Here is an 18,292-nt window from a genome sequence, read left to right on the forward strand (position 1 = left end):
CGGCCGTCACGGTGATCCGGCGGCGTCCGGACGGACCGCCGTGTCGCCGGCCCAGCGGAGCACGCGCACCCCGTCGGGCGCAGCGGGAGGGGTGACGTCCCGGTACTCGGTGGAGAAGTCCACGCCGCAGACGCGCCACGCCGCGAGCTCGGTGGCGCTCGGGTCGCGGTTCGCCACGACCAGCGGCTGCTGGTCGCCCCAGGGGTTGCCGTGCCGGCAGGCGGCGCGCAGGTCGGCGGCGTTCAGGCCGTCGTCGTAGCTGGAGTACCACGCCTCACCGATCGGACGGCCTCCGAGGATCAGCACGTACTGGGCGAGCTCGCCGAACGCGAGCATCGGCCGGTGACTGCCGGGTGTGATCCCCAGGTCGCTCCTCATGCGGGAGTAGGTGTCCGCCTCGGAGGCCGGCAGGGCGATCGACGCCAGCTCGGACGACCCGTCCACGTGTGCCCACGCTCCCGTCAGGAGACCGGCTCCGCCAGCCTCGTGCACCAGACCGTCGACGCCGACGACCACGGAGATCGTCACGCCCAACGTGGTGGCCCCGAGTGCGATCACGGACGCCGTCGTCGCGCGCCAGGGGCGGGCCGTGACCAGGGCGATCGTCAGCGCGATCCACAGGCCGGCACCGTTCACCGCCGTGGCATACAGCGCGTTGTTGGTGCCGACCCCCTGGAGGAGCGGGACGATGCCGAGCAGGACGAGGACCATCGCGTACGACGAGACCCGAACCGGCTTGCGCAGCCTCCGCACCGCCGAGCTCGTCAGCACGAGGAGCACGCACGCGGCGATCCCCGACGCGAACGCGAGAACGTTGCCCGCGCCGGATCGGAAGCCGCCGACGCTCGCGAGCAGTGCGGCGGAGGCCGCCACGCCGACGACGCCCACGGTCGCATGCCGTCCCGGCAATGTCGTGGGGAGGAACCGGGCGATCACGACCGCGATCGCGGTCGGCGCGCAGAGGACGAGCGCCGCTGCGAGAACCTCGAGGGAGGACTCGGCGTACCAGGTGACCACCTCGAGAGGTGAGTGCGTGCTGCCCGAGACGATCGAGATCTGCTGTCGCAGCGGTGGGAGGATCTGGCTCCAGGGATCGACGAGGACCTGGACCGCCAGGGCGAACATGACCACACCCGCGACCATCGGCAGGGCCAACCGCAGGGGGCGGGCGCCTGCGAGGTGCAGCGTGAACGCCGACGCGATCAGGATGACGACCAGCGACACGGCGGACGGTGGCTTGGCGAGCACCATGGCGCCGGCCACGAACCCGATCGCTGCTCCGACCAGGAGTGGCACGTCTCGATCACGGTCGGCCGCTCGCAGGGACACCAGCATGAGTGCGACCAGCAGCTCGCTGCCGAGCACGGTCACGTCGTTGTAGCCCGGAGTCCGGGGCAGCCACCCGTAGAGGATCGCCCCGCTGGCGGTGACCAGGCTGGCGACGGCGTACTCCCACGACGAGCCGCGAGGTGCCCACGGACGGTGCGCGCGCAGCCATCGGGCGAAGGCGATGCCGAGGACGAGATGCACGACGAGGATCGAGGTGAGCCGGAGGAGCCTCAACCCACCGATGTCGTGACCGAGCAGGTCGAAGAGGGGCCCGTAGAGGTACTGCGCGCCGGTGAACGTGCGCCGGTCCTCGTGCCACCGCCCGTAGGCGAGCAGGTAGAAGCCTTCGTTCCCGGCACCGAGGCCGCGGCCGGAGACGAGCACGGCGAGGGCCGACCAGGTCACCGTGGCCGCGGTGCCGGCCACGGCCGTCGCCACGGCGATGCGCCCTCCCGCAGTGCCCCGCGTCGTCATCGCGCTCTGGGCACGGCATCGCCCCTCGGGTTCGCCTCGTCTGCCGCGGGAGGTGAGCCGCCCTCCACGAGCTGCACGGAGCGTGACCACGAGGCCGTCGCGAGCGCGCCGAGCGCCACCACGAGCACCGTCGGAGGTGCCCACCAGTGCGTCGCCGAGACCAGCTCGTGGTCCTTGATCTGCTTCGCCAGGACGCCGGTGATGCCGAGAGTCTCAGCTGCGCCCCACCCGACCAGCCCGAGCCACAGGAAGGCGCCTCGAAGCGCTGGGCCGCGGTCCTCGAGTGCGAGCCCGGCGAGCGCGAAGACCCCCGCCGAGTACGGCATGCCGTAGCGGCCCTGCCACGACATCCCGTACCGGTGGAAGCCCGAGTAGGTGATCGCGACCGGCACCGCCGCCGACAGCACGAGGACGACGGCCATGGCGAGGGAGTCCCGGCCCGCGCCTCGCAGAGCCCGTGCGGTGAACACCGCCAGGGCGATCATGGCGACCAGCGCGACGCCGTAGACAGCGGCCGGCGCGGACTCGTTGCGGTACGGGAACGCCGCGACCGCCTGGAGCGGCCACGCGATCACACCTTGGGCGATCTGACCCCACGGGTTGCCGGGCAGTCCACCCTCGGGGCGTGAGGTGTTGGGCTGTGCGTAGGCCATCCACCACAGCTGGAACGCGACGGCGGCGAGAGCGACGCCGAGCGCGGCCACCTCGGGTCGACTCCTGGGGCGGGCGAGCCACAGGACTCGCACCGGCCCGGCGTACACCATCAGCGTGAGCGCGATCAGGGCGAGCCAGAAGAGCCCGAGCGTGTGGGTGTTGGCCATGACGGCCACGCCGACCATGAGTCCGACGTACGCCGGGCGCCGTCCGTTCGGTCCGACCCTGAGCATCGCCAGGGCAGCTGCCCAGACGAGGATGCCGCTGACCATCTGCACGCCGTTGGGCGTGGCGATGCTGGCTGAGTACACCGTGGTCGGGAGACAGGCGGCGAGCAGCAGGAGCAGGGGCCAGCGGCTGCGCGCCCAGAGCGTCGTGAGGAACACCGCAAGACCGAACATCGCGGCGCACTCGACGATCGAGACCAACCGCATCACGTCGATCGCCGCGCTTCCCGAGAACGGTCGGGCGAGCGCGCCGACCACTCCGTAGTACAGCGGGTTGTAGTAGTCGACCCCTGTGGCGACCTCGACGACGCCGTCACCGAGGTCCTTGTAGGGGCGACAGTTGAACGGCTTGGTGTAGGGCAGCCTCGCGCACGCGGGCCCTGCCGCCTCGACGATGTCGGCACGCACGGGCAGCATCGCGCCCCGGGCGAGCGTCGGCGAGAGCTCGTAGGTCCCGGGTCGCCAGTGGCCGATCGCGACGGAGCTGGCCCGGTACACGTGGTCGAACTCGTCGATGCCGGTCGCGGGTGGCATCACCAGCAACCAGGCGAGCTGGAGGCCGAACAGGCCGGCCGCCGCCCAGGCAGCCACCCGGCGGCTCCCGTTCCGGCCGGGGTCGGGAGGGCCCGCCTCGACGCTCACGCGGTCACTCCCGCCGTCGACCCGCTCGAGGCCACCACCCGCGGCACGCATCGGCGACCGGAGTGGCACCTAGTCCAGACCCAGGGAGAACGCAGTCTCCAGGTCGTGGCGGGAGTACGCCCGGAAGGCGATGTGGGTCTCCGTCTCGAGCACACCGGGGACCTTGTTGAGCTTGTCCGCGATGACGGCCGCGACCGCGTCGTGGTCACGCACCCGCACCATCGCGATCAGGTCGATCTGGCCGGTCACCGAGTACACCTCGCTGACGCCGTCGAGCGCCGCGATCGCCTCGGCGACCTCGGGGATGCGCGCGACGTCAGCCTTCACGAAGACGATGGCGGTGATCACGCGAGCAACCTACCGCGCGTCCAGCGTCGGGTCGCCGATTCGTTCGGTGTGCCCGGGAAGCTGCGTGTCCCCGAGTTCCGAGCCCTGAGTGGCGACCCGGTCGTGGGCCGGCCCCGACGAGCCCTCGCCCAGGAGCCGACGCGGGAGGGCGAGGGGCAGCAGGGTCCCGACGGCGGCGAGGACGCCCACGAGGACCAGGCCGCCCGGGAGCCGCGCGGCGACGGCCGACGGTAGCTCGCCGTGCGCCTCACGGAAGCCCACCTGGATCACGCTGACCGCGACCGCCGTCGCGGCCATGCCGTAGACGAGCGGTACCCAGGTGGGGGCCGCCTCGCGCCGTGAGACCGCGAGCAGGGCGGCCACGCTGCTCAGCCCGAGCCAGAGCGGCAAGGAGTAACGGCCCTGCCAGGCAAGTCCGGTGTCGGCGTACGTGGCGAGCGTGAACGCCGCAGGGATGGTCACCAGGAGCACCAGCAGGCCGACGGCGGTCACGAGCACCCTCCCTCGTGCCGTGCGCAGCACCTGGACGAGCATCGCAAGGAGGGGAACGCCCCAGAGCGCGTACACCACCGGATGCGGGAACTCGGTGACCGTCGGGAACACGGCCACGGCTTCCAGCAGCCAGAGCACCTCGAAGGTCAACAGGTCGGTCACGGTGAGCGGACTGTCCGCGGGTTCGCCGATCGCTCCGGGGTGTGCGTAGCCGATCCATGCGACGCATCCCAATGCCACCAGGAGCACCGTCGTCGCCACGGGGAGCCAGACCTTCCACCGACTCACCACGAGGATCCGCCAGGTCCTGGACGGTTGCAGGAGGAGGACCAGTGCCAGCGCCAGGAATGCGAGCATCGGCCCGGTGCCGTGTGTCGTCATCAACGCCACGGCGCCGGTGCCGGCCCCCACGGCCTCGAGGGCGGTTGCTGCCTTGCGGCGCACGACCGACAGCAGCGAGACCCACAGCAGGGCCGCCCCGGAGTAGGCGAGGCCGTTGGGGCTCGCGATCGCGGTGCTGTACAGGAGGACCGGTGTCAGCCCGAGCATGAAGACGACCAACGGCCAGCGCGACCGGCTCCAGCGCACCACGATGGTCGCCGCCCAGGCGAGCAGCCAGGCGCAGGCCAGGGCGGTGACCGCCCGCATCGCGTAGTCGGCCTGTGCACCGTGGAACGGGCGGGTCAGGGTGCCGACGACCGCGTAGTAGGCCGGGTTGTACGCGCTGGCCGCGGACGCGATCTCGACGTCACCGCCCGGGAACCTGCGCACCGGAACACAGTCGTCCGGCTTCGTGTACGTGTAGCTGCGGCAGACGGCGGAGGCCGCCGACACGAGGTCGCCCGGGATGCGCACGAGCCCTCCGCGTCCCTGCGGTGCCTGACCCGACGAGGTCCACTCGCCCCGGGCGACGGCGGCGGCCTTGAACACGTGGTCGAACTCGTCGATCCCCCGGAAGGCGGGCAGCGCGAGGATCCAGGCCGCCTGGACCATCAGGATGCCGACCAAGACGTGGACGAAGACCCGGCGACTCCCCTGACGTGACGTCACGATCGTGGGTGCTCCGGCCGCTCGACATCCGTCGGGTCCGGATCCTCGGCCCTGGTGATGGCCAGCTCGCGGGTCAGGACGGCGATCTGCTGCTCCAGCCGGTGCATCCGTTGGCTCGCCGAGACTGCGTTGTAGAGGAACACCATCACCGACGTGTAGAAGAGCAGGTCGGCGCCGCGACTCACCCCGACCGCGTGGGCGACGGTGTTGGTCGAGTCGGGGAAGAGCACGGCGAGGATGCCGAGGAACACGACGACGAGCCCGATCGCTCGCCGGAGCAGCTGGTGGTGACTCGGCATGCTGTCGCGCAGGATCAGCACGCCGAAGCCCAGCGCGCCCAGGATGAGCAGGATCTTGATGATCATCGCGTGGCGCGGATCTTGCCCAGGAGGAGGTCGTACAGGATGTTCAGCGAGTTGCTGTTGCGCTGCCCCTTGCCGCGCGAGTAGTCGGTGTAGGAGACGGTGACCGGCTCCTCGACGTAGGCCAGGTCGTTCGGACGGATGGCGTTCAGCAGCTCGCTGGCGTAGGCCATGCCGGGGAGCTGGAGCCGGATCCGGGTCAGCGCCGTGCGGCTCAGGACCCGAAGGCCGTTGTGCGTGTCGGTGACGTCGAGCCCCGCGGTCAGTCGCGTGAAGAGGACGCCGGCGCGCAGCAGCGCACCTCGACTCCAGGGCATGTTCTCGGTCGAGCCGCGGAACCGGGAGGCCAGCACGACGTCGGCACCGGTCTCGCGGGCGCGTCGGACCATGCGGACCGCGTCAGCGACGTGGTGCTGGCCGTCCGCGTCGAAGGTCACGACGTACGCGTAGGCAGTCCTGCGCAGGACGTACTCGAAGCCGGTCTGCAGCGCTGCGCCCTGACCCTCGTTCACGACGTGGCGCAGCACGGTCGCACCGGCGGCCCGAGCCAGGTCGCCGGTGCCGTCGACCGAGCCGTCGTCCACGCACACGACGTGGGAGAACTCCGAACGCAGTGACGCGACGGTGGCACCGACGGTCGCCCGTTCATTGAACGCGGGCACGATCACGCACACGTCGTCCACGAAATGTCCACCTCCCGGGCCGTGTCGAAAGCGTAGGAGAACGACGAGGTGCGCGTGACCGGTTTGCGAAGATCGCGGCTGGGGGCCGGAAGCGGCGCCGCCTGGGACTCAGCGCGCAGGTTGGTGCACGGTGGGCAGGGAGCGGCGCTCGTCGAACGGCACCAGGCTGAGCCGCGACTGCTCGACCGCGTCATGCGCGGCGAGGTGGCGCGACGCGCTGCGCACCGGGCAGGTCCACTCGCCCTCCACGTGCACCAGGCGGATGCCGGGACTCTCCAGCCAGCGCAGGATCTTCTCGGTCTCCTCGGCGGTGGCAGCCGGGGTCGGACCGAGGCCGGGGGAGACCGCTTCGGAGGTGAGACGCAGCTGTTCGACGTACTCCCGAGCATGCGCGTCGGAAGGGATCACGCCGGCGCCCGCCAGCCGCCCGTGGCGTACGACGTGCACGGCCCACCGTCCGTCGTCCTCGCGTCGCGCCGCGACCAGCTCAGGGCAGCGAGTCAGCGCGCTGAGCCGCTGGGTGCGAGAGGCGGCTCGCACGAAGGCGGCGAGCCGGTCGCGGTGGACGCCGGCGTCCTCGAAGCGCTGCTCCGCGGCCAGGGCGTTCATCCGTCGGGTGATCGCCTCGACGACCTGGTCGGCCCGGCGCAGGAGGTTGTCACGGAGGTCGGCGACCATCAGCGCGTAGGTGTCGAGGTCGACGCTGCCGTCGCACGGAGCCAGGCAGCGGTCCATCTCGGCGAGGACGCAGGCGCTCCGCGACGGCGCCAGAGGGAGGCGCCCGCTGCACTGGCGCACGGGGAAGGCCTCGTGGAGGGCAGCCAGGGACTTCTCCGCGCGCTTGCGCGACGAGAACGGCCCGAGGTAGTCCGCGTCGTCGTCGATCACCCGGCGCACCAGCGAGAGCCGCGGCCACGGCTCCTGGGTGAGCTTGAGCCAGTGCACCTTCTCCGGGAAGCGGCTGCGCCGGTTGTAGCGCGGCTTGTGCTGGGCGATCAACCGGAGCTCGCGGACCTCCGCCTCGAGCGGCGTGGCGCACTCGATGCCCTGGACCCGGGTCGCCAGTCCGACCATCTCGCCCATGCGGGACCGGGACTCCGAGGCGGTGAAGTAGGAACGCACCCGGGAGCGCAGGTCGCGGGAGGTGCCGATGTAGAGCACGCGGTCGCGCTCGTCGCGGAAGAGGTAGACGCCGGGGGCGTGGGGGAGGTGCTCCGCGAGGTGACGCTTGCGTCGTTGCGCCGAGCTGACGCGGGAGGTGAAGGTCTGCAGCTCCTCGAGCGTGTGCACCCCCAGGCTGCCGAGCCGCTCGAAGAGCCCGTGCAGCACGTCGACCGTCGCCCGGGCGTCGGCCAGCGCCCGGTGGTTGGGCGTGGTCGAGGATCCGAACGCGACGGCGAGCGAGCTCAGCTTGCAGTTCGGCGCGTCGTCGCGCGTCACCACGCGCCGGGCGAGCCGCGCGGTGTCGACCACCTCGAAGCCCGGCCACGGGTGACCGAGCTCCCTCGCGAAGTGCTGAAGGAAGCCCACGTCGAACGGGGCGTTGTGCGCGACCAGCACGGATCCGCGGGCGAACTCGAGGAACGAGGGAAGCGCCTCGTCGATCGCGGGAGCGCTCGCCACCATCGAGTTGGTGATGCCGGTCAGGACCGCGATGAACGGGGGGATCTCGGCGTGCGGGTTGACCAGCGTCTGGAACTCGCCGAGCACCTCGCCGCCGCGCACCTTGACCGCCCCGATCTCGGTGATCATCGATCCTTGGGACACGGCGGCGCCGGTCGTCTCGAGGTCGACCACGCAGAAGGTCAGGTCGCGCAACGGTCGGCCGAGCTCGTCGAAGCTCATCTGGCTCGACCAGCGGGAGGCCCGCTCCGACGGGGCGACCACGGCCGGGGCCGATCGGACGGCCGGCGGCGCAGTGCTCATGTCTCTGACGTTAGGAACCCGCGCCGACAGAATCGTGCTCGACGCGCGCAATAGGCTCTGGTTGTCGCTGCGGGACCGCAGCGGGACGAGTCGAGGAGAGATCGTGGCGGTTGCGCTTCCCGGTGCCCACCAGCGCTGGCGGTGTGGGGGCTGCGGCAACCTGACCCGGTTCGACGTGGCGCGGAGCCGGCGTACGACGGAGTACTGGCACTTCGACCTCGCCGGGGAGCACGTCGTCGAGGACACCCGGGTGCTCGACGAGGTGCTCGAGTCGGTGACGTGCCGCTGGTGCGGACGGGCAGACGCGATCGAGCTGGTCGACCGAGCCGGCGCCGACGTCGACGGCTCCCCGGGCGCATGACTGAAGCGCCCGCCGCGCTTCCCGAGCGGATCCGCGCGCGGGTGATCGCCTACGCCGCGGATGCACTCGGCTCGCTCCCGGCCGAGCAGGTCCCGGGGCCGCTGAAGCGTGCCGCAGCCTTCACCCCGCAGCGGCGCGCGCGGATCGCCGGCGAGCAGATCCTCGACCAGCTGGTGGCGGACGAGGCCTTCCGGCAACGCGTGGCCGTCCAGGCCCGCGCGCGCCAGGTCGCGGTGGCCGACCAGCTCGCCGAAGGAGTCACGTCCGTGGACACCGCGGCGCTCGCGTTCCTGCTGCGGCCGGACGGCTGGGAGGGCCTCGTGGCCAGGGTTTCGGCCGCCGACTCCGTGACGGAGCAGGCGGGCGCCGCGGCGGATCAGGATCGCGCGTCGACGGAGGTCGAGTCGCTGCGTCGTCGGCTCGAGGCTGCCACGAACGAGCAGGCTTCCCTCAGGAGAGCGGCGAAGGAGGACCTGGCGGCCGCCAAGGCGGAGATCACCGAGCTGCGTCGCAAGCTGGGGGAGTCGCGGAGCCGCGCGCGGAGCACGCAGGCAGAGCTCGACCGCCTGACCGCGGAGTCGCTGGACCGGATCACGCGCCTCGAGGCCGAGCTCGCCTCGGCCGAGAGCGAGGGTCGTCGGCTCAAGGCACAGGTGGTGGCGGTCGAGGCCGACCTCGCTCGGGCCCAGCGAACCGTCCGCGCCGGGCGCGAGGAGGGCACGCTGCGCGCGCGGCTGTTGCTGGACACGCTGCTGCAGGCCGGCCAGGGGCTGCGGCAGGAGCTCGCGCTCCCCGTGGTCAGCGGCTCGCCGGCCGACCGCGTCGAGGCCCACCTCGCCGAGAGCGGGACGCGGGAGTCGTCCGGCACGGCATCCCTGTCCGCCGACGATCCGGCCCTCGTCCGCGAGCTGCTCGCACTGCCACTGCTCCACCTCGTGGTCGACGGCTACAACGTGACCCGGGCGGAGTGGGACGACGTCAGCCTCGAGGTCCAGCGCAACCGGCTCCTCGCAGGTCTCGGTCCGCTCGCGGCACGCTCGGGCGCCGAGATCACGGTCGTCTTCGACGGTGCCAACGCCGAGACCCGCCCGCTGGTCAAGCAACCGCGCGGCGTACGCGTGTTGTTCAGCCCGGTCGGGGTGCTGGCCGACGACGTGATCAGGGACCTCGTCGAGGCCGAGCCACCCGGCCGGCCGATCGCGGTCGTCACGAGCGACCGGGAGATCGTCCGGGACGTCCTGCGGAGACCCGGTGTGCGCGCGGTCGGATCGAGGGCTCTGGTGCGGCTGCTCCGCTGAACTGGGTTTCGGCAGGCTCAACCACCTTTCCTGTCGGCCCGACCGCGTCTTGTCGGTGGTGCCTGTCAGGTTGGTCCTGAGCCCACCACCGAGGGCGCGAAGGAGAGTGAAGCGATGAGTGTGCGCATCGACTGCGACACCTGCCTGGTGCGTGGGCTGGCCTGCCACGACTGCGTGGTCACCGTCCTGCTGGGTCCCCCGCCCGAGCTCAGCTTCGACGCCGAGGAGCAGCAGGCGCTCGAGGTTCTGGCGGGATCGGGGCTGGTGCCACCACTGCGGATGGTCACGCCCGTGTCAGGGCCCGACGTCGAGTCCGCGTGAGCGATCGCGCCACCGGAGTGACCAGTGGGTCCGCTGGGGCCCAAGTGATCAAGTCCACAACGGAATGCGGCGAGCCCCGGTTTGGCGCGTCGTTACCGTTCGTTTATCGTTCTGCCTCAGACCCTTGCACCAGCCGCCGACCTGGGCGGCTCGAGGGTCGCGCCGAGTCTGGAGTCGTGCGTCGCGGGGAGGCACGAAACCGGAGCCGGGGAACCACGTTCCTTGGGGTGAATCCGGCGCGTTGAGGTCACCGATCTGACCGAGACGTGCTGGTAGGGCGATCTTTGCGCCCGAATCCGTCAGCTCACCTGGTAGGCGTCAGACAAAGAGGAGACCGTCCGCTCGTGCCGAACGGCCGGAAGCGCATTGGCGCTGTCGCAGCGACCCTGATTGCCCTCATCCTTGCCCTGGTGGGGATCGGCCTGAGCGTGGCCGTGCCCGCCGCCACGGCGAAGCCCGACCTCGAGACCGCGAAGAAACAGTTCGCGAAGTACGAGCACCTGGCCGAGCAGGCTTCGGAGCGGTACAACGACGCCCAGGTCAAGCTCCAGACCACCCAGACCAAGCTCACCGCGCTGAACGCCGACCTCGCCCGCCAGGAGAAGGTCGTCGCCGCGATGCGCCAGCAGGTCGCCACGATGGTGGTCGACCAGTACCAGGGCGACGCCCTGTCCACGACGTCGCAGGTCGTCCTCTCCAGCAACCCGGACGCGTTCCTCGACAACCTCAACGCCGTCTCGGCGTACAACAGCCAGCGCGGCCAGGTCATGAAGGAGTTCAGCAACGAGCTCGACCGGCTGAACCTCCGCAAGGCCGCCGTGCAGGACGAGGCGAAGCGGCTGCAGACGCTGCAGGACACGATGGCCGCGCAGAAGAAGGACCTCGACGAGAAGGCCGCCAAGGCCAAGTCGGTCCTCGACGACCTGGAGGCCAAGGCCCGGGCGCAGATCCTCTCCGGCGGCTGGACCGGTGACGTCCCGAACGTCGACGCCTCGGGGCGGGCCGCCGCCGCGGTCAGGTTCGCGATGGCGCAGGTCGGCAAGGCCTACGTCTACGGCGCAGCCGGTCCGAACGCCTACGACTGCTCCGGCCTGACCATGCGCGCCTGGGGTGCTGCCGGCGTGGGCCTCCCGCACTCCTCCAGCGCGCAGCAGGGATCCGGAACGCGCGTGTCGGAGAGCGAGCTCCAGCCGGGCGACCTGGTGTTCTACTACAGCCCGGTCAGCCACGTCGGCATGTACATCGGCAACGGCCTGATCGTGAACGCGCTCAACCCGGGCGCGGGCGTGCGGGTCTCGCCGTTGCACTCGATGCCGTACTCCGGCGCCGTCCGCCCCGGCTGATCCTTCGCACCCGTCGAGTCCGGTCGCCGTCCGCGAGAGGTCGGCGCCGCCGAGCGTTGCGCCGCCTCGACTAGGCTCGACCACCGTGGGAGCGCGCGGTCGTCGAGAAAGCCGGAGGGCCGCCGTCGGCGGGGTCCTGCTCGCCCTGTCCGTCGTGCTGTCCGGCTGCGGGGGCGACGAGACGCTCGTGCCGCCGAGGCCGACCGGCGCCTCCACAGCTGGTCGCGCGGAGTCCGCGCAGCGCACGCTCAGTGACCTCGTCCAGGCACTCGGCCGCGCCGACACGGCGGCCGCCGACGCGCTGGCGACGCCGCAGGCGCGCCCGGCGATCGAGGCGATGGTCGCGAACGTCAAGCTCCTCGGTCTCGACGAGCTCGGGCTCCGGTTCGTCGACGACCAGAGCGTGCTCAGTGCCTCCGACCGGGACCAGTACGGGCCGCAGGCGTGGGCAGGCACGGCCGAGCTCGCCTACCGCCTCGCCGGGTGGGACGCGCAGGCCACCCGCCTGGAGACCAGGTTCGTCTTCGTCAGGTCGGGAGGCCGTGACCTGATCGCCGGCGTCGGCGGGGGAGAGGACCGCACGCCGCTGTGGGTCGCCGGGCCGGTGCGAACCGAGCACGTCGGGCGCGCCCTGGTGATCGCCGCGGCGCGCCAGGACGCCGCGCACTACCTCGCGCTGGCCAGGCAGGCGCTGGTCGACGTCGGCCAGGTCCTGCCGCGCTGGAACGGGCGGCTGGTCCTCGAGGTCCCGGGCAGCGAGGACGAGCTCGACGCGGCCCTCGCTGCGCCCAAGGAGCAGTACGCCAACATCGCCGCGGTGACCACGACCGTCGACGGCTCGCTCGCTGCCGGATCGCCGGTGCACGTGTTCCTCAACCCGAGGGTGTTCGACGGCCTGGGTCCCCGCGGAGCGCAGGTGGTGGTCAGCCACGAGACCACCCACGTCGCTACGGACGCCACCTTCGCCAGCATGCCCACCTGGCTGCTCGAGGGGTTCGCCGACTACGTCGCGCTCGACCACGCCGGGATCCCGGTCGACACGGCGGCGAGCCAGATCCTGGCGCGCATCCGCAAGGACGGGCCGCCCGACCACCTTCCCACCTCGAACGAGCTCGACCCGACCGCGAACGGCCTGGGGGCGACGTACGAGGAGGCCTGGCTGGCCGCTCGCTTCGTCGCGAGCCAGTACGGCGAGGACAAGCTGGTCGCCTTCTACCGTGCGGTGGATGACGGAGCCCGGGTCGAGGTGGCCTTCCGCACCGTCCTCGGCACCACCGAGGACGCGTTCGTGCGGAGCTGGCGGGCTGACCTGCGTCGCCTTGCGGACGGCGTGGCAGGCTGACGCCATGACCGTCCAGCCGGGGCCCAGCGGGCGCCTCGCCCTGGCCGTCACCGTGCTCGCCGGCCTGGCCTTCGTGATCGCGGCGGCCCTGCTCGTTCCCTGGCACTGGCTGCCCGGAGGACACGTCCGGGCCGTCGCGCCGGGCGACTTCTTCACCGCTGCCCAGATCGCCCGGGGCGACCACGTGAGCGGGCTGCTGCGCCACGCCGCGTGGGGCAACGTCCTGGTCAGCGTGCTGGTCGCGGGCCTCCTCGGGTTCACGCGTCTCGGCAGCTCCCTGGTGCGCCGGCTCCCCGGACGGTGGTGGTTGCAGGTCGTCCTCGGCTGTCTCGCGCTGAGCGCTCTCGCCGCCCTGACCTCCCTGCCCCTGGCCTGGAGCGCCCAGCGCGTGGAGCTCTCCGAGGGACTGAGCCACCAGGCGTGGGGGAGCTGGCTCTCGGACCGGGCGATCGGCCTCGGGGTCACCTGGGCGTTCACCACTGTCGCGATTCTCGTGGTGGTCGCTCTCGCGCGGATGCTGCCGCGGTCCTGGCCGCTGTGGGGGGCCGTCGCGGCGGCGGCGCTCACGATGATCGGGTCGTTCGTCTACCCGGTGCTGGTCGAGCCACTGTTCAACAGCTTCACGCCGATGAAGGCGGGGCCGCTCCGCTCCGACGTGTTCGCCCTCGCAGCGAAGGAGCACGTGCACATCGACGACGTGCTGGTGGCGGACGCGTCCCGGCGTACGACGACCCTCAACGCCTACGTCTCGGGCTTCGGCAGCACCCGGAGGGTCGTCGTCTACGACACGCTGCTCACGGGCCTGCCCCAGAAGGAGACCGAGATGATCGTCGCGCACGAGCTGGGCCACGCAAAGCACGACGACGTGCTCGTCGGCACCGTGCTGGGTGCGCTGGGTTCGGCCTTCGGCGTGGGGCTGCTCGGCCTGGTCCTGACCCGGCGCCGGCTGCTCGAGCGCGCGGAGGTCGACGGGCTGGGTGATCCGGGGGTCGTGCCGCTGCTGCTCGCGCTGGCCGTCGTGGGCTCGTTGCTGGCCAGCCCGGTGCAGAACACGATCAGCCGGGCGATCGAGGCCCGAGCGGACCGCTCGGCGCTGCAGGCCACCCGAGATCCGGACACGTTCATCGCGATGCAGAAGCAGCTCGCGCTGCGCTCGCTCTCCGACCCGACCCCGCCGGCGTGGAGCCAGTTCTGGTTCGGGTCACACCCGACGACGCTCCAGCGGATCGGGATGGCCGAGGCGGTGCGCTGAACGCGGCGATGCCGGGCGTGGAGACCACGCCCGGCATCCCGGTGATGTGCGTGCCGCGAGATCAGGAGCAGGAAGCGGTGATGCTCGCCGAGTTGCTGATCTTGTCGCAGGTGTTCGAGAACACGTTCTTGATCAGGCCACCGAACAGGAACACGACGGCCACGATGAGCGCGGCGATGCCGGCGACCAGGAGGCCGTACTCGACGGCGGACGCGCCGTCCTCGTGGCGACGGGCCTGGATGGAGCGAATGAATTCGATCATGTGTGGTCTCCCCCAAGAGACGGTGTGGAGCGCGACGGTCGTCGGCGTATTTCACAGAATCGCAGAATCGGACAAACGGGACATCCGCCGAACGGCTCGTCGCGCATGGCCCGAACGGACTATAGCGAGGTGAGCCGATCAGCTGCAGGCGTTGCCCGCGGCGACCTGGTTCCGCACCTTGGTGCAGCTGTCGCTGAAGACGCCCCCGACGAAGCCACCGAACACGAACACCATGGCCACGATGAGACCGGCGATACCGGTGATCAGCAGGCCGTACTCGACGGCCGATGCGCCGTCTTCGCTGGTGAGGTGCCGGTTCATGTGGCCCCCTTCAACGTGAATGCGTCGGCCCGGCGGCTGGCGAGCACGGCCGGGCCGACGACGGCGTCAGGAGCAGCTGGCGGTGATGCTGGCCGAGTTCTTGATCTTGTCGCACGTGTTCGAGAACACGTTCTTGATCAGACCGCCGAACAGGAACACGACGGCGACGATGAGGGCCGCGATGCCGGCCACGAGGAGGCCGTACTCGACGGCGGAGGCGCCGTCCTCGTCACGGCGGGTGATCTTCTGGAAGAACGCGAGCATTGGGGTTCCTTCCCCTAGGGAACACTACGTGTGGTGTGGCGCCGACCTCTGCCGACCTGACCAGTGTCCTATTTGTGCCGGATTCCCGGATATCGGCCGAGCAGTCCGACTCGTCTAGTCAATTCAGGCTATCCGCCGTGGTCCGGCTCAGTGCGGCGGCGCGCTGGCGTCGATCAGACCCATCCGCATCGCCGAGACCAGTGCCTGAGCCCGGTTGGCGGCGCCCAGCTTCTCGTAGACCTTCGCGATGTGCGTCTTGGCGGTGGACTCGCTGATGTAGAGCTTGCCGGCGATGGCGGCGACGCCCAGGCCCTCGGCGAGGAGGTCGAGCACCTGCCGCTCCCGGTCGGACAGTCGCGGGTTGCTCGACGACATCCGCCGCATCATCGCCTCGGGGAGTCCCGCGCACGTGAAGCTCAACGGCGACACGGCCGCATGGCGCGCGGCGGCGACCACCTCGGTGCTCGGCGCGTCCTTGCCCACGAAGGCCGACGCGCCCGCGTCCATCGCCGCGAAGATCTGCTCGTCCCCGGCGTACATGGTGAGCACGACCAGGCCCACGTCCTTGCGTTCCTTGCGCACGGACCTGACCAGGTCGAGCCCGGAGCCGTCGGGAAGCTGCAGGTCGATGACGATGACATCGGGCTGGACCGAGCCGGCCACGGCCAGGCCGTCGGCGACCGTGCCTGCCTGTCCGACGACGGTGAAGTCGGCGTCACGCGTGAACGCGCCGGCCAGGCCGTTGCGGATCAGCTCGTGGTCATCGACCAGTACGACGGAGGTGGTCATCTGCTCCTCTTTCCTGCCCAGCAGGGTAACGGGTGGAAATGCCGGACGTGGGCTTTTGGCGTGGCGTCGGTCGGTCCGGTCGGTGGGTCGGTCCCCATGGGGGATCGGTCAGTCGATCCGGATGGTGACGCGGGTCCCGCGCCCGTTCTGTGCGGGCGACTGCACGATCAGGTCGGCTCCGATCCGGTCGGCGCGCTCGCGCATGATCTTCATGCCGTGGGAGTCGTCGCGCGGGACGCCCAGCCCCTCGCCGTCGTCGAGCACGCTGATCTCGGCGCGGGGCGGGTGCACCCGGCAGTCCACCCAGAGGTTGTGGCCGCCGGAGTGCCGGCGGGCGTTGTTGATCGCCTCTTGAGCGATCCGGAGCAGCTCGGCCTCCACCCGCGGCCGGAGCCGGACCGTGGACTCGTCGAGGGTGACGTGGACGGTGAGGTTGGAGTGCGAGCCGACGTGTCGAGCGAAGGAGGCCAGGCTCTGCCCGACTCCCTGGGTGGCACCGACCTCGTTGCGCAGGTCGAAGACCGAGTTGCGCAGCTCCGCAACCACGCGGGAGACCTCCTTGCGCAGCCGGGCGACGTCCTCGACCTGCTGGGGATCGGTCGCGGTCACCGAGATGTTGTCGATCAGGTAGCCGAGCGACGCGACGTCCTGGGCGACGCCGTCGTGGACCTCGCGGGCGATCCGTTGCCGCTCCTCGCTCGTGGCCGACTCGCGGACGCTCGTGAACAGCAACGCTGCGTTGAGCCGCACGGCATGGGGGTCGAGCCGTGCCATCGTGCGGTCCACGGCCTTCTTGTCGGGCGGCGTCGCACATTCGACCAGGACCACCGCGACGCGCTCGGTCTCGGTGTTCAGGGGGAGGGCGATCCGAGACGTCCCCAACACGGGCTTCCGCGTCTGCCAGCAGCGGTACATCAGCTCCTGGGCGCCCTCGATCGGGAACGGGATCGCGCCGTTGGAGTAGCGCAGGGGAGTGAAGTCACCGGAACCGCTCCGCACGGCCACCACCGCCTGGCGGACCACGATCTCCTCCCCGACGATCGAGAGCACCTGGTCGGCCAGGTCCACCGGGTCGAGGCCCGAGGTGAGACGACCGGAGAGGGCGTGCAGCTGCTTGATCAGCTCCAGGGCGCTCCGGTAGGTGTTGTCGGTGCCGGACCGCGTGATGCTGTGGCGCGTGAACGTGCCGAGGAGGCCGAGGCCGAGGCCCGTCGTGAGCCAGGTGACGGCTCCCGCTGCCAGGGCGGCGTCGTAGTTGCCGATCAGGAGCCAGGAGACGCCGCTGATCACGAGGCCCTCGGCGACCAGCACTCCGGCGACCCAGCGGAACCCGCCGGCGACACCGGCGATCAGCGCAGGTGTCGCGAGGTACGGCAGCGCTGCCTCGTTGGCGGGGAAGCTGGCCACGGCGGCCGCGGCGGTGAGGACGCCCTCGATGATCGCCAGCGGGTGCTCTGCAAGCACCTCGGACAGCGAGATCGCCTCGGCGAAGGCCGCGATGCCCAGGACGTACCAGACGCCGTTCGTGCCGACGTTCCCGACGAACGCGGTGGCGGCGATCACCGCCAGTGTGAAGACGCGTGCCGCAACCCCGACCCGACGTACGTCCGTCACCGGATCCTTCCGGTGAAGTTGTCCATGATCGTGATGCCCGCAGGTCCGAGCACCGCGATGAAGAGCGTCGGCAGGATGCAGAAGATCAGCGGCACCAGGATCTTCACCGGGACCTTCTGGGCCATCTCCTCGGCCCACTGACGCTTCTTCACCCGGATCTCGGAGGACTGCACCCTCAGCACCTGCCCGACCGGGATGCCGAACGCATCCGCCTGGACCATCGCGCTCACGAAGCTGCGCAGGTCGGGCAGCTTGGTCCGGTCGGCCATCGATCGCAGCGCCTCGGACCGGCCACGGCCGATCTGCATCTCCTGCAGCATGCGGGCGAACTCCTCGGCCAGGGGGCCCTCGGTGTTCCGGGCCACCTGCGCGACCGCGGCATCGAAGCCGAGGCCGGACTCCACCGAGATCGTGAGGAGGTCGATCGCGTCCGGCAGGGCGCGCTGCATCTTGCCGGAGCGGTCGTACGCCTTCTGGTAGAGGTACATGTTCGGCGCCATGTAGCCCGCGACAGAGGCCGCCATCACGAAGGCCAGGGTCGGAAGGAACGTCAGGCCCATCAGGATCGACAGGGTCAGGGAGATCACGAGCGCGCCGAAGAAGCCGACCACCTTGCCGGCGCTGACCCGGTCTGCCGTCCACCCCGGCGGGTTTCCGGCGAGCTCGAGCTTCTCGTGGATCCGCTCGTTCGCGTCGGCAGGGGTGAGCCGGCGGCCCATGCCCTGCGCGCGCGCCAGCAGCGGCAGCAGCACGCGTTCGTTGAACGGCGCGTCCAGCTCCTGCTTCATCTCCTTCGGAGCGGACGTGAGCGCCTCGAGGACGGCCATCGAGCGGTTCACCCCGACGTCACCGCGCGGGGAGAGGGCGAGGGCCGCGATCAACGTGACCAGGGCGAGGAAGATCAGTCCGATGCCGGCGAACATGATTGCGGCGGTCAT

General features: G+C 70.9%; 19 protein-coding genes and 1 riboswitch. Of the genes, 6 read left to right on the top strand and 13 right to left on the bottom strand.

The window, feature by feature from the left end:
• Positions 1 to 6: 6 nt before the first annotated feature.
• The 7 genes from EFL26_RS14350 to EFL26_RS14380 all read right to left on the bottom strand — a co-directional run bounded on the left by EFL26_RS14350 (position 7) and on the right by EFL26_RS14380 (position 8,187).
• Positions 7 to 1,767: a hypothetical protein gene (locus EFL26_RS14350; RefSeq protein WP_123223515.1), complete on the bottom strand. Its 1,761-nt coding sequence runs from the start codon at positions 1,765 to 1,767 to the stop codon at positions 7 to 9.
• A 32-nt stretch (positions 1,768 to 1,799) separates the two neighbouring features.
• On the bottom strand, positions 1,800 to 3,326 hold the full coding sequence (locus tag EFL26_RS14355) for a DUF2142 domain-containing protein (RefSeq protein ID WP_183408191.1): 1,527 nt from the start codon (positions 3,324 to 3,326) through the stop codon (positions 1,800 to 1,802).
• Between the two features lie 69 nt (positions 3,327 to 3,395).
• A complete protein-coding gene (locus tag EFL26_RS14360; protein WP_123223517.1) occupies positions 3,396 to 3,674 on the bottom strand; it encodes an Lrp/AsnC family transcriptional regulator in 279 nt (92 codons plus the stop codon).
• A 9-nt stretch (positions 3,675 to 3,683) separates the two neighbouring features.
• Complete coding sequence (locus tag EFL26_RS14365) at positions 3,684 to 5,216, bottom strand: DUF2142 domain-containing protein (RefSeq protein WP_123223518.1); 1,533 nt, start codon at positions 5,214 to 5,216, stop codon at positions 3,684 to 3,686.
• Positions 5,213 to 5,581 (bottom strand): DUF2304 domain-containing protein, encoded by a 369-nt coding sequence (locus EFL26_RS14370; RefSeq protein ID WP_123223519.1) that lies wholly within the window; start codon positions 5,579 to 5,581, stop codon positions 5,213 to 5,215. The genes EFL26_RS14365 and EFL26_RS14370 overlap by 4 nt, the downstream gene beginning before the upstream one ends.
• On the bottom strand, positions 5,578 to 6,261 hold the full coding sequence (locus EFL26_RS14375) for a glycosyltransferase family 2 protein (protein ID WP_221176956.1): 684 nt from the start codon (positions 6,259 to 6,261) through the stop codon (positions 5,578 to 5,580). Before EFL26_RS14375 ends, EFL26_RS14370 begins: the two co-directional genes overlap by 4 nt.
• A gap of 108 nt (positions 6,262 to 6,369) precedes the next feature.
• On the bottom strand, positions 6,370 to 8,187 hold the full coding sequence (locus EFL26_RS14380) for a DEDD exonuclease domain-containing protein (RefSeq protein ID WP_123223520.1): 1,818 nt from the start codon (positions 8,185 to 8,187) through the stop codon (positions 6,370 to 6,372).
• A 103-nt stretch (positions 8,188 to 8,290) separates the two neighbouring features.
• Here EFL26_RS14380 and EFL26_RS14385 point away from each other — a divergent pair, with 103 nt between their 5' ends.
• The 6 genes from EFL26_RS14385 to EFL26_RS14410 all read left to right on the top strand — a co-directional run bounded on the left by EFL26_RS14385 (position 8,291) and on the right by EFL26_RS14410 (position 14,104).
• Positions 8,291 to 8,548, top strand: a complete 258-nt coding sequence (locus EFL26_RS14385; RefSeq protein WP_221176957.1) for a hypothetical protein — start codon at positions 8,291 to 8,293, stop codon at positions 8,546 to 8,548.
• A complete protein-coding gene (locus tag EFL26_RS14390; protein ID WP_123223521.1) occupies positions 8,545 to 9,846 on the top strand; it encodes an NYN domain-containing protein in 1,302 nt (433 codons plus the stop codon). Before EFL26_RS14385 ends, EFL26_RS14390 begins: the two co-directional genes overlap by 4 nt.
• 114 nt (positions 9,847 to 9,960) lie before the next feature.
• Positions 9,961 to 10,167 (top strand): hypothetical protein, encoded by a 207-nt coding sequence (locus tag EFL26_RS14395; protein WP_123223522.1) that lies wholly within the window; start codon positions 9,961 to 9,963, stop codon positions 10,165 to 10,167.
• A 152-nt stretch (positions 10,168 to 10,319) separates the two neighbouring features.
• A riboswitch (cyclic di-AMP (ydaO/yuaA leader) is annotated at positions 10,320 to 10,500 on the top strand.
• A gap of 77 nt (positions 10,501 to 10,577) precedes the next feature.
• Positions 10,578 to 11,510, top strand: a complete 933-nt coding sequence (locus EFL26_RS14400) for a C40 family peptidase (RefSeq protein ID WP_148046721.1) — start codon at positions 10,578 to 10,580, stop codon at positions 11,508 to 11,510.
• Positions 11,511 to 11,595: 85 nt separating this feature from the next.
• Positions 11,596 to 12,852, top strand: a complete 1,257-nt coding sequence (locus tag EFL26_RS14405; RefSeq protein WP_123223524.1) for a gluzincin family metallopeptidase — start codon at positions 11,596 to 11,598, stop codon at positions 12,850 to 12,852.
• Between the two features lie 4 nt (positions 12,853 to 12,856).
• Positions 12,857 to 14,104: a M48 family metallopeptidase gene (locus EFL26_RS14410; protein ID WP_123223525.1), complete on the top strand. Its 1,248-nt coding sequence runs from the start codon at positions 12,857 to 12,859 to the stop codon at positions 14,102 to 14,104.
• A 61-nt stretch (positions 14,105 to 14,165) separates the two neighbouring features.
• On the opposite strand, the gene EFL26_RS14415 is transcribed toward EFL26_RS14410, so the two are convergent.
• From EFL26_RS14415 to EFL26_RS14440, 6 genes are all read right to left on the bottom strand, one after another.
• Positions 14,166 to 14,366: a Flp family type IVb pilin gene (locus EFL26_RS14415; RefSeq protein WP_123223526.1), complete on the bottom strand. Its 201-nt coding sequence runs from the start codon at positions 14,364 to 14,366 to the stop codon at positions 14,166 to 14,168.
• 138 nt (positions 14,367 to 14,504) lie between these two features.
• Positions 14,505 to 14,687 carry a Flp family type IVb pilin gene (locus EFL26_RS14420; protein WP_123223527.1) on the bottom strand — a complete coding sequence of 61 codons (183 nt, stop codon included), beginning with the start codon at positions 14,685 to 14,687 and terminating at the stop codon, positions 14,505 to 14,507.
• 66 nt (positions 14,688 to 14,753) lie between these two features.
• Positions 14,754 to 14,951 carry a Flp family type IVb pilin gene (locus EFL26_RS14425; RefSeq protein ID WP_123223528.1) on the bottom strand — a complete coding sequence of 66 codons (198 nt, stop codon included), beginning with the start codon at positions 14,949 to 14,951 and terminating at the stop codon, positions 14,754 to 14,756.
• A gap of 147 nt (positions 14,952 to 15,098) precedes the next feature.
• On the bottom strand, positions 15,099 to 15,740 hold the full coding sequence (locus EFL26_RS14430; protein ID WP_123223529.1) for a response regulator transcription factor: 642 nt from the start codon (positions 15,738 to 15,740) through the stop codon (positions 15,099 to 15,101).
• A 108-nt stretch (positions 15,741 to 15,848) separates the two neighbouring features.
• Positions 15,849 to 17,354: a sensor histidine kinase gene (locus EFL26_RS14435; protein WP_123223530.1), complete on the bottom strand. Its 1,506-nt coding sequence runs from the start codon at positions 17,352 to 17,354 to the stop codon at positions 15,849 to 15,851.
• Positions 17,351 to 18,292: a type II secretion system F family protein gene (locus EFL26_RS14440; protein ID WP_123223531.1), complete on the bottom strand. Its 942-nt coding sequence runs from the start codon at positions 18,290 to 18,292 to the stop codon at positions 17,351 to 17,353. Before EFL26_RS14440 ends, EFL26_RS14435 begins: the two co-directional genes overlap by 4 nt.

Origin of the sequence: Nocardioides pocheonensis, from assembly GCF_003725535.1 — a bacterium.
Classification (GTDB): domain Bacteria; phylum Actinomycetota; class Actinomycetes; order Propionibacteriales; family Nocardioidaceae; genus Marmoricola; species Marmoricola pocheonensis.